The organism is Mucilaginibacter sp. PAMC 26640 (genome assembly GCA_001596135.1).
Taxonomy (GTDB): Bacteria; Bacteroidota; Bacteroidia; order Sphingobacteriales; family Sphingobacteriaceae; genus Mucilaginibacter.
This window is the reverse complement of record CP014773.1, coordinates 446,312-468,212: the sequence shown is the minus strand read 5'-3', so window position 1 is coordinate 468,212 and position 21,901 is coordinate 446,312. Positions and strand designations below refer to the sequence as shown.

Annotated in this window: 18 protein-coding genes and 1 pseudogene; 3 read left to right on the top strand and 16 right to left on the bottom strand. The window is 46.0% G+C overall.

Going from position 1 to position 21,901, the window contains the following annotated elements; translation table 11 throughout:
• Positions 1-10: 10 nt before the first annotated feature.
• Both A0256_02055 and A0256_02050 read right to left on the bottom strand, forming a co-directional pair.
• Positions 11-1,030 (bottom strand): hypothetical protein, encoded by a 1,020-nt coding sequence (locus A0256_02055; protein AMR30289.1) that lies wholly within the window; start codon positions 1,028-1,030, stop codon positions 11-13.
• Positions 1,031-1,216: 186 nt separating this feature from the next.
• Positions 1,217-3,271 (bottom strand): 1-hydroxy-2-methyl-2-(E)-butenyl 4-diphosphate synthase, encoded by a 2,055-nt coding sequence (locus tag A0256_02050; protein ID AMR30288.1) that lies wholly within the window; start codon positions 3,269-3,271, stop codon positions 1,217-1,219.
• A 262-nt stretch (positions 3,272-3,533) separates the two neighbouring features.
• Between A0256_02050 and A0256_02045 the strand changes: the two genes are divergently transcribed.
• The gene (locus tag A0256_02045; protein AMR30287.1) at positions 3,534-3,776 is read left to right on the top strand and encodes a hypothetical protein; all 243 of its coding nucleotides are present in this window, start codon (positions 3,534-3,536) and stop codon (positions 3,774-3,776) included.
• A 24-nt stretch (positions 3,777-3,800) separates the two neighbouring features.
• Here the strand turns inward: A0256_02045 and A0256_02040 are convergent, their stop codons facing one another.
• Positions 3,801-4,655, bottom strand: a complete 855-nt coding sequence (locus A0256_02040; GenBank protein ID AMR30286.1) for a 6-phosphogluconate dehydrogenase — start codon at positions 4,653-4,655, stop codon at positions 3,801-3,803.
• 107 nt (positions 4,656-4,762) lie between these two features.
• On the opposite strand from A0256_02040, the gene A0256_02035 reads away from it, so the two are divergent.
• Positions 4,763-5,587, top strand: coding sequence for a hypothetical protein (locus tag A0256_02035; GenBank protein ID AMR30285.1), 825 nt, complete (start codon positions 4,763-4,765; stop codon positions 5,585-5,587).
• Here A0256_02035 and A0256_02030 read toward each other — a convergent pair.
• The 12 genes and pseudogenes from A0256_02030 to A0256_01975 all read right to left on the bottom strand — a co-directional run bounded on the left by A0256_02030 (position 5,571) and on the right by A0256_01975 (position 20,718).
• A complete protein-coding gene (locus tag A0256_02030) occupies positions 5,571-6,572 on the bottom strand; it encodes an aminoglycoside phosphotransferase (GenBank protein ID AMR30284.1) in 1,002 nt (333 codons plus the stop codon). The genes A0256_02035 and A0256_02030 overlap by 17 nt on opposite strands.
• A 124-nt stretch (positions 6,573-6,696) precedes the next feature.
• Entirely contained in the window at positions 6,697-7,779 is a 1,083-nt protein-coding gene (locus tag A0256_02025; protein AMR30283.1) for a Tat pathway signal protein, read from the bottom strand.
• Positions 7,779-8,906 carry a hypothetical protein gene (locus A0256_02020; protein ID AMR30282.1) on the bottom strand — a complete coding sequence of 376 codons (1,128 nt, stop codon included), beginning with the start codon at positions 8,904-8,906 and terminating at the stop codon, positions 7,779-7,781. The genes A0256_02025 and A0256_02020 overlap by 1 nt, the downstream gene beginning before the upstream one ends.
• Positions 8,907-9,257: 351 nt before the next feature.
• Positions 9,258-9,493, bottom strand: a pseudogene (locus A0256_02015) (toxin of toxin-antitoxin system).
• Positions 9,484-9,681, bottom strand: a complete 198-nt coding sequence (locus A0256_02010; protein ID AMR30281.1) for a hypothetical protein — start codon at positions 9,679-9,681, stop codon at positions 9,484-9,486. The pseudogene A0256_02015 and the gene A0256_02010 overlap by 10 nt, the downstream one beginning before the upstream one ends.
• A 60-nt stretch (positions 9,682-9,741) precedes the next feature.
• Positions 9,742-11,073 (bottom strand): peptidase C69, encoded by a 1,332-nt coding sequence (locus tag A0256_02005; GenBank protein ID AMR30280.1) that lies wholly within the window; start codon positions 11,071-11,073, stop codon positions 9,742-9,744.
• Positions 11,074-11,075: 2 nt separating this feature from the next.
• Positions 11,076-12,713: a TldD protein gene (locus tag A0256_02000; protein ID AMR30279.1), complete on the bottom strand. Its 1,638-nt coding sequence runs from the start codon at positions 12,711-12,713 to the stop codon at positions 11,076-11,078.
• A 543-nt stretch (positions 12,714-13,256) separates the two neighbouring features.
• Positions 13,257-15,032 (bottom strand): hypothetical protein, encoded by a 1,776-nt coding sequence (locus tag A0256_01995; protein ID AMR30278.1) that lies wholly within the window; start codon positions 15,030-15,032, stop codon positions 13,257-13,259.
• The gene (locus A0256_01990; GenBank protein AMR30277.1) at positions 15,029-17,143 is read right to left on the bottom strand and encodes a hypothetical protein; all 2,115 of its coding nucleotides are present in this window, start codon (positions 17,141-17,143) and stop codon (positions 15,029-15,031) included. Before A0256_01990 ends, A0256_01995 begins: the two co-directional genes overlap by 4 nt.
• On the bottom strand, positions 17,136-18,638 hold the full coding sequence (locus A0256_01985) for a hypothetical protein (protein AMR30276.1): 1,503 nt from the start codon (positions 18,636-18,638) through the stop codon (positions 17,136-17,138). Before A0256_01985 ends, A0256_01990 begins: the two co-directional genes overlap by 8 nt.
• A 149-nt stretch (positions 18,639-18,787) precedes the next feature.
• Entirely contained in the window at positions 18,788-19,642 is an 855-nt protein-coding gene (locus A0256_01980) for a hypothetical protein (GenBank protein ID AMR30275.1), read from the bottom strand.
• A gap of 80 nt (positions 19,643-19,722) precedes the next feature.
• On the bottom strand, positions 19,723-20,718 hold the full coding sequence (locus A0256_01975) for an AAA family ATPase (protein AMR30274.1): 996 nt from the start codon (positions 20,716-20,718) through the stop codon (positions 19,723-19,725).
• Between the two features lie 238 nt (positions 20,719-20,956).
• On the opposite strand from A0256_01975, the gene A0256_01970 reads away from it, so the two are divergent.
• Entirely contained in the window at positions 20,957-21,583 is a 627-nt protein-coding gene (locus tag A0256_01970) for a twin-arginine translocation pathway signal (GenBank protein AMR30273.1), read from the top strand.
• Positions 21,584-21,606: 23 nt separating this feature from the next.
• Here A0256_01970 and A0256_01965 read toward each other — a convergent pair whose 3' ends face one another.
• Complete coding sequence (locus tag A0256_01965; protein ID AMR30272.1) at positions 21,607-21,870, bottom strand: hypothetical protein; 264 nt, start codon at positions 21,868-21,870, stop codon at positions 21,607-21,609.
• Positions 21,871-21,901 lie beyond the last annotated feature (31 nt).

Sequence of the window (21,901 nt, the reverse complement as noted above, 5' to 3'; positions counted from 1 at the left end):
AGAAAACAGGTTAAGACTGCGAAAGAGCCGAAGCAACTTTATTATGCTGAGCGATAAACTGGCTGGGGGATAAGCCGGTTTCTTTTTTAAATGCAGTATTGAAAGTGGTTTTAGAACTAAAACCAGCGCTGTAGGCTATACCCAGAATATTGAAGTTTTTGTGCTTGCCGGATTGCATAAGCTGCTTGGCTTCTTCTACCCGGTAACTGTTCACAAACTGAAAAAAATTGCTGCCTATTTTTTCGTTCAATAAAAAAGAAAGATCGTGCACCGACAGATTAACAGCCACCGCAAGCTGAGGAAGGCTTAACTCATTATCGAGATATAATTTGTCTACAGTCATTAGTTTTTCTAACCTGGCTCGGAGCTGGGTTGCGCGGTCATCATCGAATCGTTGCGTAATAGGTTTTGATGGTTGATGGGATGCTATTATTATTTGATTGATGGCTTTTAGTTCGGCTACTTCAAAAGGATAGATCTCTTTTTGGGCAATTGCATAGTACAATATGATCAATGCACCCGCCAGATATCCTGTTGCAATAGCCGACAGGCCTACCTGGACCTGAAAAATGATCGAAATAAAAAATACAAGCAGCATGCCGCCAATGCTTAACAGCAAATACCTGAGCCAGTTTAAGCTAACCGGTGAAAGGTTAGATGCCACCAGTTGAATATGATTTTGATGCTGGCGCAAACAATTAAAGGCAAGTATCCAGTATACTAGCAATTGTATATTTATCGACCACCGCATACTCAGTCCGGCTATAAAATTGAGTCTTGGCGGCAAGCTAAAATGGCCGCCAATTAATTGGTAAGCAGGAAAATACAGGGCGGGCACCATGTATATAAAAAAAATTGCGAACGGAATGAAATGGAGGTAGCTGTTAACAGGTAGTTTGCTGCCCGGTGTAGTGAACTGTACGATAGCCAGGTACAAAGACGGGGCGATGGCAAAACGCGACAGCTCATTGAAACCAATTAACCGGGGATAGGCCAGATCCAGCTGCGCTTCGTATAAAACCGCATTCAAAGCATGCAGCCCACTGATACGAAAAATACGCCCAGCCAGCGGTTGGCAACTACGTTTACTTTTAAAGGGTTTACGAGGGCAATAAATGCCAGCAGAAAAAATACAATACAGGTGATGGTATGAAGGATGATTCCGGCTGACATAGTGAAATAAAGCTACAACTTATCACCTGTTTTAGCAACAAATTTAAGCAGGCTCCAACCAGTTACCGTCACCTTTAATGATACCGATCAATTCATCCAATGCATTAGCCGAGCTGATGTTTTTCTTCACCGCTTCCTTGCCGCGATAGAGTGTAACCTTATCCGTACCAGAACCTACGTAACCATAATCGGCATCGGCCATTTCACCGGGGCCGTTTACAATACAGCCCATGATGCCTATCTTCAGGCCTTTCAGGTGGCTGGTTCTGCTGCGAATCATTTGGGTAGTAATCATCAGGTCGAACAGCGTTCTGCCACAGCTGGGACAGCTGATATATTCTGTTTTAGAGATGCGTGAGCGTGTAGCCTGTAAAATTCCGAACGCTGTTGATGTGATCACCGCGGTTTCTATCTGCGGTGCATCGATCCAAACGCCATCGCCAAAGCCATCTACCAGCAAGGCGCCGAGATCAGTAGCTGCGTAAAGCTGCAGTTGAGATGTGAGATAGGAGATGTGAGATGTGAGACCGGAGTTATCTTCCGGACGTTCGGGCTGCAGACCATCCGACTCAAACTGATAACTCCGCTTGATGATCACGGGTACATCCAGCTCCAGCTCCTGCAATTTGAGGAAGAAGGTACGCTGATCGGCCATGCCGTGGAGTTCGTCTGTCTCTAAAACAAACACAAGCGATCTATCCATGGTGATCAGTCCGAACGATTCGGTATCGAGATCGCTGTTTTTTACCGTAACCAGGTTAAGGGCAGATCTGCGGTCGGCATCTTTATCTATATATTCTGCTATTGTAAACAGGGGGTGGCAAAGCGTTTTATTAGTCAGCTTTAACCATGTAGCATAATTATATAGCTGCTTTAGGTTGCCAGGCAAAGTAAAAGATGGCAGGCTATCGCCCAGGTAAACAAAATCTACCGATTGCTCGGCCATGTTGTACTTATCCAGCAGTGGTGAGTACAGGTAACCGGCGGCATTCATCACCGCAGCATCCTTCAAATTTTCGCGTGACAGGTCAACCACTACTCTTGGCACCATATGGCCGCCAATAAAAGCATTGGCTTCGTAGGTTTCGCGTTTTTTGTATTCGTAGGGAGAGTGTTTTTCAAAGTGCGAAGATTCCGGTGCGTGGATCGGAACACTAGCAAGGCCGATCTTCGCTCCGAAAACCTCACTCCTTTGTGTGTAACGGTTCACCAAGGCTATTGCCACTGGCGCTTCCGCTTCCGGCTCTTCGGTAAGGGAAACGCGGACGGTATCGCCCAGGCCATCTTCCAGTAAAGTGCCTATACCAACGGCTGATTTTATACGCCCGTCTTCGCCGTCGCCGGCTTCGGTTACACCAAGGTGCAGCGGGTAATTCATACCTTCGGCTACCATAGTTTGTACCAGCAGGCGGTAGGCTTGCACCATTACCTGCGGGTTACTGCTTTTCATAGATACCACCAGGTTGTAATAGCCCAATGTTTCGCACATGCGCATAAACTCCATGGCGCTTTCCACCATGCCCTGCGGGGTATCGCCATAGCGGCTCATGATGCGGTCGCTCAGCGAGCCGTGGTTAGTGCCAATCCGCATGGCCGTGCCATATTCCTTACAGATTTTTACCAGCGGGGTGAATTTCTGAAAGATGCGTTCCAGTTCGCCTTTGTACTCCAGATCGGTATAGTCCAGCGTGTCGAATTTCTTTTTATCGGCGTAGTTGCCAGGGTTTACGCGCACTTTTTCTACGATGCGGGCAGCTACCTCGGCAGCGTTTGGCGTAAAGTGGATATCAGCTACCAATGGTACGGTGTAGCCACGCTGGCGCAGTTGCTTTTTTATTTCGGCCAGGTTGTTAGCTTCCTTTAAACTGGGCGCAGTTATGCGAACGTATTCGCAACCGGCATCAACCATGCGGATGCTCTGCTCTACCGTGCCAATGGTATCCATGGTATCGGTAGTCGTCATGCTTTGGATGCGGATAGGGTTGTTGCCACCCATGGGCACATCGCCGATAAATACCTCGCGGGTAACAAAGCGGGCGTATTCGGTTAACGAATTACAGTAACGGCCTGGCAGCATTTTTAAGGCATCAGCATTCATTTGCAGATATGGAATTAATAAGCTGCAAAAATACGGAAATAGTTGGAAGGATGGAATTTTGGATTATGGCGGATAAACTATATCTTGATATCCAACAATATGGAACCATGGATAAATCTAATCTCAGATATGTTTAAAATCCGTTCGATGAGCTTTTCCGGATCAAAATCATCTTCTAACGAATCAAGAGCCTCTATGATTACGGTCTTTTCATGCCTCCTATATATAAATTGAATTTAAAGAGATTTTGTTAAATTTGAATATGGCAACTCAGTTTATTACTAACGAAAGCGGGGAAAAGACTTCGGTAATAATCCCCATTGATGAATATGAAGATTTAATTCATTCTCATCATATCGATTTGGAGCTAACAAATGAGTATAAGCTCATGATAGATAAAATGCTCGATCAGGAAGAAAGAGGTGAGATTGAATACGTATCGAAAGAACATATTAAGAAACACCGCACCGCCATCTATCAACTAAATTTTGAAAGGCACGTCTAGCTGATCAAATCTAATTGACCACCGCTATTTCTCCACCTGCTTCATCACCGCTATCAAATCTTCTTCGCCAAACTCACCCTGCGCGGCTGAGAAAGTTTCTAAGGCTGTTTGTCCCATTGGTGTGGTTAACCCAATGTCTTTAGCCAGTTTAAGATCTTTAACGATGTTGTTTAAAGAGAAAGCGGGTTTGTAATTGTCCGAGAGGATAGCCTCTCCTTTTATTTTCATAAATGGATTAGCCAATGCGCCGTTGTTCAGTAGTTCCAATAAAGTTTCCGGGGCTATGCCATTGCGTTTGGCTAAAATCAGCGCTTCTGCCAGGGCTTGGGCATGAATGCTCAGCAAGGAGTTGATGGCCAGTTTAGCCGCGTTGCCTGCACCTATGTCACCTATATTGAGCGCCATTTTACCCATGCAATCTAAAATTGGCTTCACTTTGTTAAAAGTTGCAGGGTCGCCACCTGCCATAATAACCAGGGCAGCAGTTTCGGCTTGCTTAACGCTGCCGGATACCGGTGCATCCAGGTAATGGTTGCCCTGCTGTTTGCACAATGCCCCCATTTGCTTACTGATAGCCGGTGATACCGTGCTCATGTTAATAATAATCTTGCCGCTTGTTTTTGCGTTTAACAGTCCGCTATCACCATTAAAGATCTCGTTGATTGCGTTATCATCCGTTACCATGATGATGACCACGTCCGTATTCTGGATGAGTTCGCCGGGCGTGCCTGCTATATCGGCACCCTGTTTTGTAAGCGATGCCGCTTTATCTTTATTACGGTTATACACCGTTAAGGGGTAACCTGCTTTCACCAATTGCTGCGACATGGGGATCCCCATTAAACCGAGGCCTATCCAGCCAATTTTTGTTGTGTTCATATTAGTCCTTATGTTATCCTTAACAAAGTAAACTTAAAAAGGATGTAACTAATCGCTATTTATGCAGTAATATTTTACTGTATTTTAGCAGCGCCAATTCCCCATAAATGAAAAGAGCTTTTTTTGGATGCTTTTTATTGATCGCCATTGTATCGTGCACACAGGCACCTCAAAAGCCGTTAAAAAAAGGTAGTCCAGCAGGAACTTTTTCACCAACTCAACAACTGATAAAGCATCTAAAGCCTGTTTATGAGGGAGTGTGGGTACGCCGCAATTATATCGAAAAGGTGAAGCAAACCCATTCTGTGCTGGCAGCGGTGGACCTGGTGCCGGGTGTAAACGGTATCCAGATAGATACCGCCAAAGTCTCAGGTGATAGTCTGCAGGTTGCGGTTGGCTGGGACAATCATGTGCCGGGCCGGATAACGTTGCGGTTTCGTCCCGGTAAAAAACCTAAAACTGTAGTTTTTGGGGAGGATGAGTTGGGTTATAACATTACAAAACAGGACACCACTTTGATCCTGTACCAGGTATTTAATAAAGTGCTATTTAAAACGGTGTTTCAAAAAGCAAAGCATACCAATCCCGATGAAACGGTAAGCGACGGACTCAATTACGCGATCAATAGTGTGCTGTTTGCCGGAGACTATACCCTAAAGGACTTGCCCCAAAATACAAAAGTTACTTTTAGTAAAGATGGAACAGTTACCGGCCTGGACCACTTTAAGAAGTATGTGGCAGAAAGCGATTTGAAGCGCGACGCTTTACAAAATCTCGACCTGGTTACCTTCGATTCCTTCACCAATCAGCAGCAAGCCTATTCTTACGTTTTCAGGAACGACGTGTTAGAACTATATGAGGTGAAACCCAATGCTAAAAACACGCTACTGGTTTTAGGAAAATTAAAGTATAAGCTTAAGCGGATAAATTAGCCGATGCCACCTGGTCATCGAAATATTTTTTAACCAGCAGGTTAATGAAGCGTTTAAGATATGTTTCGTTCAGGAACACGTTTGACCAGTTTTCAAATCTTTCGCACTGAATGCCCAGGTAGAAAAAATACAGGCTAACCCCCAGCAATGGTAATAGCCGTTTCTCTTCGGCGCTTATAGGGCATACGGATTCATAGCCATCCATAAAGCTTTGCAGTTTGGTATCACGTTCAGTAGGATCTTTCTCGGTGCTGTGCAGCTGCAATACATAGTAAGCTATATCGTAACATAACCACCCGTTTCCGCAGAAATCAAAATCAAAAATAGTTACCTGCCCATCTTTGGTAATGTTAAAGTTATCGAACCAGATATCCATATGCACTGCACCTGTTCTGATGCCTGCTGTATCGGCATTTTGAATTGCTGCCAGTAAATATTTTTGTGTGGATAGCATCCAGTCCATTTCGCTGGTTGCTGCGGGAAGATACCTGCTGAGATGCTGCATCGAATTTTGCAGGATTACTTCTGGCGTATACGTAATACGCTGCAGCTCCAGATGCTGTGTGAGTTGATGGATCCCGGCCATCGTTTGCCCTACTTTAAAATGAAGATCAGCCGGAAAATTCAAGTGTTTTTCGCCATCAGCAAAAGAAAACAGCACCCCGTATCGCGTACCCTCAGGTGCAGGTATTTCGTTTATATACTCGCCATTTTCAGCAGCGATGGGGTATGAAACGGATATGCCTTCATCTTTAAGCAGGTTTAGCAACCGCAACTCTTCGTTGATCTCCAGCCGCGTACGCCAGTTTAAACTGTAGACCCGGAATATGTATTTGTGTTCGGCGTCCTCAATTAAATAACTGTGATTAATACCTGTTTTTAGCAATTTGCCAATAGTGCCTGGCTTCAAGTTATACGTCTCCTTGATAAGGGACGCGAGATGATCTGCAGAAAGTATTGAGCAAGTGACAGGCAAATGGGTCATGGTTGATAGGCAAATTTGTTCGGGCGGCAAATCTAATTTTTCCTTTGATTACAAAGTTGGTCAGTTCCTCTTAATTGAATTTTATTTTGTCCACAATAGTTGACGATAGTTCTGAACAATTTTTCTAAACTACCCTCGTCTCCTGCTTTAACAGGTCCAGCACACTTTGCGTAACATGGCCAAAAAAGGAAATACCTGCGGCGCCATTTTTTAAAGCGTATTGAATGCCCATGCGGATCTCTTCATCGTTTTTAAAATCTGAAAGATATAGCCCGGCGTAAAGCGGGAACTTGCCGGCCAGAAAATGCACGCCTTCTGCTACTGCATCTCCAATCCACCGTACCTCCTCTTTGTAAAACCCATGATAGATCATCGGGCAAACGCCATCCAGGTGAAAATTTGTCCAATCCTGCCGTACATTGCGCCGGGCAACCTCCGGGGTAGGGAATACGGCTGCCGTGATCGCTTTTTTATGAATTTTAGCTACAGCCGAAATACTATTAACCACCCGGCTGATGTTGGCATAACGGAACAACCGCCAGGATAAACTGGCATCGGGATGCTCCATCGCTTTTAAATCCTGCCCGGTTTGTTGTTTAAATTTTGTTTGGCAAACTTCACAATAACAAAAATCATACTCCGGCAACTCTTTGGTTTGATCTAATTTGTAATGATCCCACAAGTTTAAAGGCAGTATCACATCGCAATAGCGCACATAATCCAGGTGGATACCGTCTACATAATCCAGGCTCAGGATCTTATCCACCGTATCTATCAAATACTGTTGCACCTCCGGCCGCGACGGGCAAAGCCAGCGATAGTAACCTACATAAGGGGGATGATCTACACAGGAATCGCCGTTGCGGCTGCGGCTGTACCAGTCGGGATGCTCCGCAATTAATTCGGCACGGTTAAAAGTCCAGATCCAACGGTGTGCCTCGATTCCGTGCAATTTCGCCATACGGAAATGCCGCTCGCTGTCATTCTCGAAAAAAATGCCAGTGATGCCTGCTGCCTTGTAAGCAGCATAATTAAAATCCAGGTCGGCATCGGTATCTTTTGGATTGGGGTTGATCCAGATCCAATTTTTCATTCCACGGGATTTTTTGGGATGAACATTGCTTTCTGCAGCTTTACTGCTAAAAGGTAACTGAGCAGCAACACCGGCTAATAAGCCGGCTTTTAAAAATTGGCGCTTATTCATTATTAGTGGGTGTTCTTTGTCTGTTCTGTAAAACCTTCGTGGTTAATGCTGAAGCTGGCGCCGTTGCTATCGGCACTGATGAAAGCCTTAAACTGGCTCTTGGATGCTTCAAGCGTTAAATGATTATCATTGCCTGCTATCGGGTAGGTTTTGGCAATACCCAGATCGGCCAGCGATGCGGTGTATTGCTGGTGAGCTTTATACCATTGCTTTTGGCGGTAATAAATTAACCATAAATATTTTTTCTGCTGCTCGGCATAGGGGAGGGTAAAGGCAACATCAGCATCATTACTTTTGCTGAAAAGCAGGTAGCCCCAATGCTCCGGACTGTGCATATTGATCTCTCCCTGCGGCGACCACGACCAGTTATGCTCCGGGAGATCGTGCCCCCTGGTATCCTTTAGCTTGACATTGCGGTTATTCTGAATTTTGGTATCGTACTCTACGCGGGAAAAATTGATACGATAGATGGCCCCGTCTTTAGGCGTTCCGGATGTAAAACCCATGTTAATGGACTTAAATGGAATGGCCATCTCCACTGTCCATCCTTGATCCATATCAGACGTATTATTTAATGTACCCTGGATCTTCACTGCTGAGCGTAGTCCGGTTGCATCCCAGCCAATTAAGGCTCCACCGCCGTTACGGTAGGGCTTATTCAAGTACAGGTCGAAGACCGTATTGAGTGCATTTACTTCGATCTCGTAGTAATTATGGCTTGTGCCGGATGGATCGATGAATAATTCAAAATCATTATCGCGATAAATGATGTCGTCGTGCTTTTTTAGGGTAGCCCAAACTTGTGGTTCCGTCATCCGGGCGGCTACGTACAAATAGTTATCGTCCCAAAGCATTTTGATATTGGTTTGATAAGGTGGCTTTGGCTTCAGATCACCTTCTATATCCACAAAATCATTGCTCCAATTTACCTGCTGCCAGGCTGCATCGTTAAGGTTGCCATCAATCAAAGGTGCTTTGCTAACGTGTTTTGCCACATAACTTTCGGGGGTGTTAAACAAGTTCTCTAAACCCTCGAAAGGCGATTGTGCTTTACTCACAACCGGCAAAAGGGTTGTTAAAGCTACGGTGATAAATTTGAAAACGATGTTATTATAGTTTGCAATAGCCATGAAAAACCGATTTTATTGGGGGAAAATATCAGCCTTCAAGATATTAAAAATTCAGCACAAGTAACCCTGTCTTCTTAAAAAAATGAAAAAAGATGAATTGGTTTCCGGGATTTTAAATTGAATTTTTCGCCGGTATTTTATTTAAACCAAAAAGTTGCAGGAAGTTAATCCTGCAACTCTAAATATGGCCAAATAGATGTTGTTTTTATACCGCGTCAGATAAAGACGAAAAGGTAAAGTCCCTGATCTTCATTGGCGGGATGAGGTAGCTGCGATAGCTCTCAATGCTGATGCTGCGTTTCTGCTTGCCCAGTTCATCAAGGTTTGCTAATAGTAATGGCTTTTTAACGATTAAATACTGATTATTTGCCCGTCAAAATTGTAAATTATTCTATGCTCTTATTTATACGCCTTGACCACTTTCCAGAAAGTTTGTGTTTCAAAGGTTCTGGTTTGCCAACTCCTTCAAACGGGGTTTCCATGATGGAGTTTATCAGTTCTTCTATCTTCTTTTGAATAGCTTTATTACCGCTTTTACGCCAGTCTTCTAAATGGGTTAAGGCAGCAGAAGTGAAAATTACTTCCATAGGTTGTTAACGTCAACTTTTATCCCTTTCCCGGCTTTTATCTCCTCATCGCCTTTTAGGATCATATCAACAAACTCCGGATCGTAGGTGTCCATTTGTTCTTTGAAAGAAATCTTAAGCGCTTTCATAAATGCTTTAATAGCTGTAAGTTGCTCTTCGCTGTCAGGATGCACTATAAGTGTTGCCATATACAAATTTAAACAGCAGAATTGACAACTTTCAAAAAGTTATCAATTCTGATGTTGTTTTTATACCGCGTCAGACAAAGATGAAAACGTAAAGTCCCTGATCTTCATTGGCGGGATGAGGTAGCTGCGATAGCTTTCAATGCTGATGCTGCGTTCCTGCTTGCCCAGTTCTTCAAGGTTATTGAGCATGATCACCGGGCTCTCGTTAAACCTGAAGTTCTTGATCGGAAATTTGATCTTGCCATTCTCGATGTAATAGGTACCATCCCGGGTAAGGCCGGTTAGTAGGAGTGATTGCGGATCTACCATGCGGATGTACCACAGGCGCGAAACCAGGATGCCACGTTCGGTGCCTTTGATCAAGTCTTCCAAACTGGCGGTGCCGCCTTCCATAATGATATTGCTACCACTCGGAACCGGTGCAACGCCCTTCTTCTGCGCCCAGTAACGGGAGTAAGAAAGATTTTTGACCACGCCTTTATCTATCCAAACTGTTTTTTCGCGCGGCAGGCCATCACCACCCCAGGTGGAAGCGGGCAGGTCTGCGTTAAACGGATCTGAGTAAATGGTTACTTTAGGATCTACCAGTTGCTCACCCAAACGGGTACCGCCACCTTTTTTACTTAAAAAGCTGCGGCCTTCTTCGGCGCTGCGTGCATCAAACCGGAACATATTCTCCAGCATATAGGTAGCCGCAACCGGCTCTAGTATCACCGTGTATTTACCGGGCTCAATAGCCTTTGCGCCAGCTGAACTGTTGGCTTTCATGGCTGCAACGCGTGTGGCAGATGCCGTATCTAATTTAGCTACGTCGGTAAAGCCGCGTGCCGCATAGCCCGAAGCGGTGCCGCCATCGTTACGGGTAGTGATGGTAAAAGTAACATCACTGCTTTTGTTATAAGCAAACAGGCCCTTTGAGTTCATTACCGCGCTAAAGCCACTGGAGTTTTCGAGGAAACCGGCTGCATTCAGTTTCGCTTCTTTGGTAATGGCAATACTTTTTCCTACCATCTCTGCGCGGCTCTCCGGCGTCATGGCGGCAGTATTGGCATTGTAGGTTAGTGATTCCTTAAAATCAGATTGCCCCAGCATCGGCATGTATTCCGGGTTTTCCGGTGCCAGTTGCGCCAGCTCTTCCGCACGGCGAACCACGCGCTCCAGAGCAGCATCGTCAAATTCATTAATAGTGGCCGACCCGGCTTTTTTGCCGTACACCGATGTTACACCCAGGCTTACACTGCTGATATCCCCGGCGGTTGAAACCGCGTTTAAGGCATACCGCACGTTACCACCTTCGCTTCCGTTCAGGCTTACCTCGCACTCATCGGCTTTTGAATAGCTAAGCACTTTCTTTAATATAGCCTGTGCCTGTTCTTTTGTATATATCGCCATGTTTATCCGATCTTTCTTTTTGTGTTGATTACATTAACCCCGTTAAACTTTGTTGTTGATGAGCCATGCGATACCGCGCTGCTCTGGCTTGGCTGCCCCTTACCATCGTTGAATGATCCGCCTAAACGGTAATCGCGTTCATCACAAACCTGCGTACAAGAGTTCCAAAACTCCTGCGTATTGGCCTGGTAAGCTACATCGTTCAGCATGCCGGCTATCTTGCCATCTTTGATCTCGTAAAATAACTGACCGCCAAACTGGAAGTTGTAGCGTTGCTGGTCGATTGAGAAAGACCCATCGCCGATAATGTAAATGCCTTTCTCAACATTCTTGATCATCTCATCAACACTTAGGGGAGTTTTGCCCGGTTGCAGAGATACGTTCGGCATACGCTGAAACTGTACATCCTGCCAGCTTTGCGAGTAGCAACAGCCCTGCGATTCTTTTAAACCGATGATATGTGCCTGATCGCGGATAGCCTGGTAATTAACCAGCACACCATCTTTGATGATATCCCATTTTTTGGTGCCTACGCCTTCGTCGTCATAACCAACCGCGCCTAAAGAGCCAACCTGCAATTTATCGCCAACCACATTCACCTTATCGCTGCCAAATTTAAAATTGCCCGATTTCCATTTATCCAAAGTAAGGAAGCTGGTACCCGCATAGTTGGCTTCGTAACCTAAAACACGGTCGAGTTCTGTAGGGTGACCCACGGATTCGTGGATAGTTAACCATAGGTGACTAGGATCCAGCACCAGGTCGTATTTGCCCGGATCTACCGATTTCGCAGCCAGTTTTTCGCCGGCTTGTTTGGTGGCGAATTTGATATCTTCCAGCATGTCATAACGCTTTTTGTAGCGTGGGGTGATACCGGTAACCGTTTCAGATGCTAAAGGGGTCATATACTCGTAACCCATACCTACCGGCGCGCTTAACGATCGGCGGGTTTCAAAAGAGCCCTTCGTTGGGTCTATTTTGGTTACTGTAAAATTGGGGAACAAACGATGAATGTCCTGGTCGATGTAAGAACCATCAGTAGAGGCAAAATATTTTTGCTCATTCACGGCAAACATGATAGAGTTTACAAAGTTGGCTCCACCCGCCATAGCAGCGGCATTAGCGCCCAGCAGCAGATCTACCTTTTCCTTAATTGGCACTTCAAAAGCGTTCTTTTCAATAGGCGTTTTCCAGCTTACTTCACCATAACCCTTCTGCGGTGCCAGCTCTACTGGCGCACTGCCTAGTTTTGCATTGGCTTTTGCTACGGCTACGGCACGTTTGGCAGCTTTGGCAATACCATCTTTTGTTACCTCGTTGGTAGCGGCAAAACCCCAGCAGCCGTTTGCGATAACGCGGATCCCAACACCGTATGATTCGGTATTGGCAACGTTCAGCACGCGGTTCTCGCGGGTAATGACAAACTGGTTAAGATACCTGCCAATACGCACATCGGCATAGCTGGCACCGGCGGCTTTTGCGGCGTTAAGGCCAACATCCGACAGCTCTTTTTTAATCTTCGCATCAACCGGGTTAAGGGCCTCCTGCACATCGATAGGTTTACCAAAGGCCGGAAGATTGGGCAGCGCCATAGCACCTGCACCCATACCGGTTAAAAAAATAAAATCTCGTCTTCTCAAAGTTTTTCCTCCATTTGTTTTTGCCCTTCACTAGCAAAGGGCGATATATAATTCCTGAATACCTTTTAATAAATATTTACTCTTTCATTCGCCTTCCCTGCTAAAGGTTGTCGAAAAATGCTGATTTTTCTCACCCTCTTTGCGAAGCATACAGGGGCGAAAGGCGTAGCGCATTCGGGGTGAGTTAACTAAGCCGATTTTGTTCACCACCTCTGCTAACTCAGCTTACTTTCTGCCCCTCAAGGTTTGTTGGAGACTACTCCAACAACGGCGTAATTCTTACGTTGACTTTCCCAACCCTCTTTGCGAAGCAGAGAGGGTCGAACAGCGTAGCGCATTCGGGGTGAGTTAACTGAGCCGGTATTTTTCACCACCTCTGCTAACTCAGCTTACTTTCTGCCTCTCAAGGTTTGTTGGAGACTACTCCAACAACGGCGTAATTCTTACGTTGACTTTTCCAACCCTCTTTGCGAAGCAGAAAGGGTCGAACAGCGTAGCGCATTCGGGGTGAGTTAACTAAGCCGACATTGTTCACCATCTCTGCTAACTCAGCTTACTCTCTATCCATAAGAAAGTGCAGGCTGCCAGTAGCAGCACATAAAAATAAATTTTTGGCACCTCAATCTGAACTATTTGCTGTATCTGTTTTGTTACAATAGCCGCCGAAAGGTGTTTATCTGCATAATTTTTCGTGGCATCCAACTTTGCTGCGGCTTGCACCGTCTTCCACTCCTGCGCCGGGTAATTATACCACCAATTTTCAGTATTATTTTCAATAAGCGATTGCCAGCCGGTTGCTGCCGGCCAATACATTAAATCCCACTCAAATGGTATTGCGGCGTGCTGTGCAGCAGGGATCGCTTGTCCGTTTATTTTTATGGGAGATAGATCACCCCGGGAGATCTGCAATTCTGCAGGCTGATCTGTTGCAGGCATAGCGCTCAATGCAACCACGTTATTTGTCGCGGTATCTTTTCGGGCCGCCTTGCTAATCAAAGCCGACCAGTAATTACTATAATCTGTGTGATTGCCGGCAAGTACCCAACTGTAGGTATTAGTCAACGTGCTAAAAACAATTTTCCCTTCTCCCAGCATGGAGCTATTTGCCAAAACCTGGGTTTGCTGGTTCAGCACTACTGGCTGGGTGCCGTTTTTATAATTGATAAAAATGGGGCCATTGGTGAGTTTTGTGGCTGTACTTTTTTTGCCCGCGATAAGCAAGGCAGATGCAGTTTCTTTGCTTGCTGACCGGGTAACCGGGAAATCGCTTTGCAACCATGATGATTTACCGCTGCTATCTGCGCGTACAATAACACCTAGTCCCTTGTCTGCCACTTCCTGTTTTAAAGCAGCCGATTCGGCCCCGCTTAAATTGTTTAAAACTGATAGATCGCCCAACACCACATCAAATTTGCGGAGTGTTGCTGTTGACAAGCGGTTTAAGGGCATTTGTGCCAGGTTGATATAGTCCGTATTAAATTTATCCTTGCTGATGGCTGACCGGGCAGCAACTGCATATCCTTTTTCGCTGAGCCAGTTCTTTAAAAATTTGGTCTCAAAATCAGGAGAGGCTGACAGCAATAATACACGAAGTGGTTTTACCGCATTTATTTGCAAGGGGATACTGCCCTGGGTTAAGGTATCGCCCCCAAGTACAGTGTACAATGTATATACCAACCGACCGGTAGTTTTTGGGGTAGCCGTTAAATTGAAATTACTTGTTGCATTTGATGGAAGCGTAAGGGTATCTAAAACGGTATTCAGTCCTTTTAAGATCAGCTTTATTTTTTGTGCCGATGTGTTTTGATAGGTGCCCTGCACACGCAGCACTTCACCGGCTTTCAACCGGGCGTTCCAGCTGATATTGGTTACGCCTGATGTGGGCTTAGACGGATGAAAGATCACCGGCACATTTTTTAACTGCCCAAGCTGGTTGGCACTTAACCCGTCGCCGTAAATATGCAGCTGCCGGGTTTTAAGGGTATCCAGCAACTCGGCTATGCCGTATAAAAGCATGGTTTTTGGAGCTGTTTTTTTAATCGTATCGTCTAAAGTGAAGGTTTTTTTATCGGGGCTAATACTATCCTTATCAAACCCATTGGTCAGCAAGCTGATGCTGGAGGTGGTGGACTGAGGTTTGGTGCTTTGATAGGTAAGAGGCAAAGCAATGCAAGCCAATGCAACTACAGCTATTAGCACGGCAACCATACGCCAGGCAAGCCTTGCTTTGTTTGCCCGCCTGATTTCCTGCCATGCCAGGAAAACTGCCAGCAAAACGCAGCTACCGGTTACGATATATACCCAGTTTGCGCTGATCATGGTTTGGCCTGTTTAAGATTTTTGTAATACTGTCGTGACAGGCCCATATCTCTTGTATTCCCGCTGGCGGCCGGTGTTACTTTTTGCGGAATCAAGGTTTTTTGAATCGCCCGTTCTATGATCGCGAGATCATTTAAACCGGCTTTCTGTGCCAACAAGATCCTGCGCATACCGGCCAGTGCAGATAAATAGAGCCCCGGCTGTGCCGATGCCCGCATGCTCAATTGCTGATTAGCTACCTGCAAAATGCGGTTGTCTGAGGCGGTTAAATGAGGGTTAAGTTTCAACTGCTCCAATACGTTCAGCGCTTTTTTGAGGGCTTCAAGCTGATCTTTACCAGGTTTTATTTCCTGTTTATTTACCGGCTGGATGATCTTATCCAACTCGCCGCTCAATCGTTTCTCGGGTTTCAATGGTGGTGGGTTGTAGCTGGTTTTTGCCACAAACGAACGCGATTTCTGCTGCAGATCTTTCAATAGCCGCAATGCTTTGTAAGCAAATGGCAGTGCCGACTGGGGTTTGTAAAGGCGCAATTGCAGTTCTGCTTTCCACATTTCGGTAAGAGTAGCTTTAAGTTGTGCCTTAATGGCCGGCTCAAAAAACTGCGCATCTTCCGCCTTGTCGTGGTCATCCGTATACTCTTTCAGGATCTTGGCCCCGTTGCTGAAATCTTTCGGGTCCGACAGGTTGTCTGCACCACGGGGTGCTTCCTGCGCCTCATCCTCTTCACCAAGGAACTTGCCATAGCGCAGGCGCAGTAACTTTTGATCGATCCCGAGATCATTGCTCCGGGCATTGAACTTTTCTACCGAAATACTGTCTTTATCTTTCAGCAATTTCTCTGCATCGATGATGATCTGCCGCTCGCTCCTAAAAAACTCCGGTTTGATATTGGAGGCAGAGAGAACGCCATCCATACTCAAAAGTTCGGCAGTATCCTGTATGGCCACGGTGAATACATCGGTGCGGCTCTGCTGCTGGTGGGTATCTTTTGCCTGTACGTAAAAGTAAAGTTCGTCTCCCGGTTCCATATTTAAGGCCGGCAGGCTTACCAATTTTTGTACATCATAAGCCGGCTGGCCAGCAAAGCTTTCGTTAAAACTCAACTTGTACTCTTTAAACTTTACGCCCTCGCCACGGCCTTTGGCAACCGTTGCCATGATCATAGCTTCGGAAATGCCATAGTCATCGTTTAGGGATGCGTTGATATTTACTTTTTGCGCCTCCCCGGCATCTATATAAGTATACTGCTTTGGCGATTTTAGGTGGATTACGGGCGGTGCATCTTTTAGTACCTGGATCTGGTACAGATCCGACAGTTTGCCATCAATACTCACCTGGTAAAATCCGGGTTGGGTAATACTTTTTTGGGTAGTCCACTCTTCGCCGTTATGCGCATCTTTTAACGCGATCCTTTCCTTGTCATTAAAAATCAGCAATGCTTTTTTGATGGATACATTGGTTTTAATGCGCCAGCCAACCATTGCGCCTTCCTCGGCAGAAAAGTTAAATTTATCCTGTTCGCGCTTTGCTTTGCGAGTATAGGCGGGCGGTGTTATGTATAACGCAAGCCCATCGATCTGCGGTAATGTTTTTTCGGCAGGGAGTGGATGATTGCTGCTCTGCTTGCTATCGGTAATATGCCCTGCCATAGGGCCTGGTTTGTATAATTTTAATATTGCCAGCATAAACAGGGCGGCAAACAGCAGCTTTAACAGTGCCTGCAAAAAGCGTTTGGCGAAATATTTATGGTCGACATTTAAAGCCATCAATATTTGTGCAATTTTAGGCGCTGCAATGCCTTGCAGTATATTTAATTCCTGTTCTGGTAATAAAAGCAATTGTGCGCTTTCCTGCAATTCGGGATAGCGTTCATTTAGAAAGCTTATTATTTTTTGTTTGTCAATTTGCCATGGGCGCTGTATAACTAAAAGCATTGCCAGTGCCGTAATAAAAACTAAAACCGACCATGCTGCAGAGATAGCAAAGAGCAAAAATACCCCGCCTGCTAATAAGCCACCAGCACCAGCAATAGCTACATCTGCCGCCACCTGGTATATAACCCAGCGGCGGCGCAGTGCTTCTATTTTATGGATGCCCTGCTCAGTCATTAACAGTGGTTTTAGTTTTATGTGCCAGCCAGCGTTCTGCAATAAAAATGATGATCAGCAGTAACCAAAAATATTTACTCAGATCGGTTTTCTGAATAGGTTTTACTGTAGCCGTTTCTTTGATTTCGGTGATCTTATGAGGTTGTAACTGCTCATCGCTTAAAGTCCGTTTGTCATATTTAGCCGGGAGCGCCTGCGGGTCACTTTCAATAAGCTTTAGTATCATTTTTGGGAAATCGTCGTTCCAAACCAGATCGGTCCATGCCGGATTTAAATGGGTATAGAGGTGATAAATGCTGTGTTGGTTTTCTAAACTTAATACCGGTCTGCCAAAGCCATCCTGCCAAATGGCCGTATTGTTTTGTGTTGTGCCGATCAGTTTGGCCAGGCTGATTTTTTGCTCGCTGTTGGGAAGGGCATTCCTTTTAGTGGCAGTGATCCAGGTGGATACGTTGCTTACCTTGCCGGGTTCGTATTTAAAAGTGTGCCCAGCTTTTTGAGTTGCTTGGCTGTTTAAAGGCGCATCCGATAGCCAGAATAGCCAGGTTTGTCCGCCGGGGATCTGTTCCGGGTGCCTGTATTGTTTAACTATGGCCCGGCCTCCCCTGAAGGTCAGTACCGCGTTTAAAGCCGCGGTTAAATAGTTAGCATCCAGCGCATATTGATCGGTATAAACTGCGATGCGGAGCGTAGCCGTATCAACAATCACAGGCGTTGAACCAGTGGCTTTGAGATTCACAACTGGCTGGCCGTTTTGTACGTTAGCTGTCAGTTCTGCATCCCCATCATTCCGGATGTATTTGTCGGTAAAATAAGTGCCGGCTGGGCCACTGTTGCCCACGGTTACTTTAATGGCATTGTTGGCGGTAAACCAGGCGCCTGCGATCCATTTGCTTGTGGAATCGGCTGCTGTATAAGTTTGCCATTTTAAGTTGAGGTTTACAGATGGTTTTTTACCGCTGAAATGATGCTGGTTGTTTGGGGTAATCACAACAACCGGTAACGAAGCCGATACTTGCTTGTCCAGTTGTTTGATCAGGCTCCAGTAATTTGCTGTACCGGCGTTACCAGTGGTATCAGGAGCAATAACCGGTAGCTTCGCTGTATCGATCTTTAAAAAGCCTGTATTAAAATAATGCAGTTCGAAACCCGCTTTAGTCAGCGAATCTACCCTGGACTTAAATTTTTGATAGCTCTCTTTAAGGTTCTCCCTGGGAAGGAGTACCCAGCCTTTTGCCTTGTCGCTCTCCGGATTCCGCAGCCAAACCGGCGATGCCAAAAATAAGGCTGCTAAGGCCAGCAGTAAGCAACGCAGCAATAGCAGCAAAAGGTCCATCAGTTTAAAACTGCGACTGGTGTTTTTTGAAGCCTCGGTGATTAAGGAGATGCTGCCGACTTTCAACGTTTTACCCGGCCGGATATTCCACAAATGGATCAGTACCGGGATGCTGAGCGCCGCCAGTGCAAAAAACCATATGGGGGAGAGGAAGGTCATTTAGTTAGGAGTTAGGAGCGAGGAGTGAGGAGCGAATAGTGAGTACAAGGTTGCCGGGCGATTATTTAACTCACCCCGACTACGCTCCACTGGTTGACCCTCCCTGCTACGCAAAGAGGGTAAGAATAAGGACCTTGGTTTTTTTAGTTTCATATCCCTTTTTTTCGTTGTATCAAAAAATCCCGCAGGGCTTCATCCAGTGGTTGTGCCGTGCTGAGCATCCGGTAAGAAATGCGCTTACTTAATAATTCCGAGCGGATATCTGTTAAGTGCTGCTGCAGCCGCTCTTTATAAGTATCTCTGGCGCGTTGTGTGTTCACCTGGATGGTCTCGCCGGTTTCCAGGTCTTCCAGTGTGCTGTAACCTTTAAAATCAAAATCCAGCTCATTCTGCCCCATCAGATGAAATACAATAACCTCATGCTTTAATGCTGCCAGTGTGGATAGCAAAGCGTTGATCTCCCCATCCGCCTGATACATATCGGTAACAAAAACCAGCAGCTCTTTACGACCATTGCCGGCAAATAGCTCTTTGTAATGTACAGGCTTGGTAAATGTGCCGCCCGCCTCAACCTGCTGCAGGTGGTGAAAAAGCCGTTGTAAATGCTGCGGATCGGGCTTGGATGGAAGCGAAAACAACTCGCCATCTTTAAAAATGTTCAGCGCAACGCTATCGCCTTGTAAGTTGGCCAGATAAGCCAGCGATGCGGCCAGGAACCGCGCGTAGTCTATTTTTTTAACCCCGTTATCATCATGGTTCATAGATGCACTGGCATCTACCAAAAACCGCACGGAAATGCTTGTCTCCACCTCCGATTCGCGGATGTAGTAGCGGTCGCTGCGGGCAAACATACGCCAATCCAGCCAGCGCAGATCATCGCCCGGCTGGTAACTGCGGTATTGGCTAAATTCCAGTCCGGGGCCTTTTACTGTGCTTTTATTAAAACCGTTCATAAAGCCATCAATAACCGTTTTCGCCAGTAACGGCAAATCCTTAATGGTCATTAATACTTTAGGATCGAGCATGGTTTTGATTTCGGCTATCGGATTTTCGGATTTCGGATTTGGTCGGAACCAATGCCCGGTTAGCGCCCGGTTTTGCGTTCTATTACTTTGATCAGTTCTTCCGTAACCCTGTCTGATGTGATCCCTTCGGCTTCCGCCTTAAAATTCGTCAGGATGCGGTGCCTTAATACCGCCGGGGCCATGGCATGGATATCCTCCATCAAAACGCTGTAGCGCCCTTTTAAAAGTGCCCGTGCTTTCGCCGTTAAGATGAGCGCCTGCCCGGCCCGCGGGCCTGCACCCCAGCGTACCCATTCTTTTACGTAGGCCACTTCGGTGGTATCGGGGCGGGTTGCTCGGATCACCTGGCTCACGTAGCGTGTCAGGTCCTCGTTGATGGTTACTTGCCTTACTAATGCCTGCGCCTGCGTAATTTCTTCGGCGGTGATCACCGCCTGCACATCGGCTTTTTTGGTACCAGTGGTGCGGTTCAATATTGCAAATTCTTCCTGTTCGGTTGGGTAGCCAATTTTTATCAGTAATAAGAACCGGTCGAGCTGTGCTTCGGGCAGGGGATAGGTACCGGCCTGCTCAATCGGGTTTTGGGTTGCAAGGATGAAGAAAGGTTTATCCAGCGGATAAGTTTGCCCGCCGTAAGTTACTTCAAACTCCTGCATGGCTTCCAGCAGTGCCGACTGTGTTTTTGGCGGCGTACGGTTGATCTCATCCGCCAAAATAATGTTGGCAAATAATGGTCCTTTATTGAATTTGAAGAAACGCTTGCCGGTGGCATGGTCCTCTTCCAGGATCTCGGTACCTATGATATCCGTCGGCATCAGATCCGGCGTAAACTGGATGCGCCTGAACGACAAGTGCAAGGCCTGCGACATGGTTTTAACGATCAGTGTTTTCGCCAGTCCGGGCACGCCCTCCAGCAGGCAATGGCCCCCGGCCAGGAAAGCAACCAGTAACTCGTCCAGGATATGATCCTGCCCCACAATCACCTTTTGGATCTCATCTTTCAACTTCGGCAACTTCGCCAGCAGGGCTTTGATATTATTTTCGGTTAGTTCCAAATTTTTAGTCTTTATTGCTAATGATTTAAGTCGGCGAACCCATTTGAGCGATGGATTTTAAACACATTGCTATTTTAAAGGATAAGCCAACTAATCCCATCACAATATATCACCCTTTTAAGTAAATCCTCTAATTTTTTAACAAAAACACAACAAAGTATCTAAAACTTTACAACCTTGGTTGTTTTATAATCACAAACGGCAATAATTTTATCCTAATTTTAGGGTTTTGCAACAAATGGCATACGGATCTAAATTTACTTTTACCAGGTTAAGCTACCATAGCGGCGATTGGGATACCGATCAGCGCATGCCATCCAACCTGCTCAATTCGCTCGTGGAATATACAACTATCCCTATCGATCCGCATGAAAAGGTAATCCCCCTCAGCAGCGATGAAATTTTCAATTACCCATTCTGTTACCTCAGCGGGCATAAACTGGTGCAGTTTGACGCGCAGGAAAAAGCCAATTTTAAAAAGTATATACAAAACGGCGGCTTCGTGCTGGTAGATGACTGCAACCACGATATCGACGGCCTTTTCGCTAAATCCTTCGAGGCGCAGATGGCTGCACTGTTTGGCCCGGCGGCTTTAAAGAAGATCCCCAATAACCATAAAATTTACCATTCGTTTTTTGCTTTCGACAAAGGCCCGCCTACCACCACGTTCGAACTCAACGGCTGGGGCGACGACCTGGTGCATGATTACCTAAAAGCCATCGAGATCAATGGCCGCATCGGCGTATTGTACAGCAGCAAAGATTACGGCTGCGAATGGGACTACGACTTCCGTAACAAGCGCTTCCTGGCGGAGGATAATACCAAGTTTGGGGTAAATATTATTGTATACGCATTGAATTCGTAGATAAGATTCAAAGGTATATCGTATTAACTCACCCCGAATCCGCTCCGCTGGTCGACCCTCTCTGCTTCGCAAAGAGGGTGTAACAGTGTAACAAAAGTGGCAAATTGCTTTTCACCTTCTTTCCGCAAAGCGGAGAGAGGGTCGGGCAGCGCAGCGACCCCGGGGTGAGTCCACTCTACGCCAAGCAAGGAAACTTTTGAAAATTGCTTTTCACTTTCTTTCCGCAAAGCGGAGAGAGGTTCGGGCAGCGCAGCGACCCCGGGGTGAGTCCACTCTCTGCCAAGCAAGGAAACTTTTGAAAATTGCTTTACCTTCTTT

What these genes read in the sequence shown, in the direction of transcription:
- A0256_01970 (AMR30273.1), top strand. Translation starts at nt 20,957, where the DNA reads ATGGCATACGGATCTAAATTTACTTTTACCAGGTTAAGCTACCATAGC.
- A0256_01995 (AMR30278.1), bottom strand. Translation starts at nt 15,032, where the DNA reads ATGATCAGCGCAAACTGGGTATATATCGTAACCGGTAGCTGCGTTTTG.
- A0256_02030 (AMR30284.1), bottom strand. Translation starts at nt 6,572, where the DNA reads ATGACCCATTTGCCTGTCACTTGCTCAATACTTTCTGCAGATCATCTC.
- A0256_01985 (AMR30276.1), bottom strand. Translation starts at nt 18,638, where the DNA reads ATGACCTTCCTCTCCCCCATATGGTTTTTTGCACTGGCGGCGCTCAGC.
- A0256_02005 (AMR30280.1), bottom strand. Translation starts at nt 11,073, where the DNA reads ATGGCGATATATACAAAAGAACAGGCACAGGCTATATTAAAGAAAGTG.
- A0256_02050 (AMR30288.1), bottom strand. Translation starts at nt 3,271, where the DNA reads ATGAATGCTGATGCCTTAAAAATGCTGCCAGGCCGTTACTGTAATTCG.
- A0256_02045 (AMR30287.1), top strand. Translation starts at nt 3,534, where the DNA reads ATGGCAACTCAGTTTATTACTAACGAAAGCGGGGAAAAGACTTCGGTA.
- A0256_02020 (AMR30282.1), bottom strand. Translation starts at nt 8,906, where the DNA reads ATGGCTATTGCAAACTATAATAACATCGTTTTCAAATTTATCACCGTA.
- A0256_01990 (AMR30277.1), bottom strand. Translation starts at nt 17,143, where the DNA reads ATGACTGAGCAGGGCATCCATAAAATAGAAGCACTGCGCCGCCGCTGG.
- A0256_02040 (AMR30286.1), bottom strand. Translation starts at nt 4,655, where the DNA reads ATGAACACAACAAAAATTGGCTGGATAGGCCTCGGTTTAATGGGGATC.
- A0256_02035 (AMR30285.1), top strand. Translation starts at nt 4,763, where the DNA reads ATGAAAAGAGCTTTTTTTGGATGCTTTTTATTGATCGCCATTGTATCG.
- A0256_01980 (AMR30275.1), bottom strand. Translation starts at nt 19,642, where the DNA reads ATGACCATTAAGGATTTGCCGTTACTGGCGAAAACGGTTATTGATGGC.
- A0256_02010 (AMR30281.1), bottom strand. Translation starts at nt 9,681, where the DNA reads ATGGCAACACTTATAGTGCATCCTGACAGCGAAGAGCAACTTACAGCT.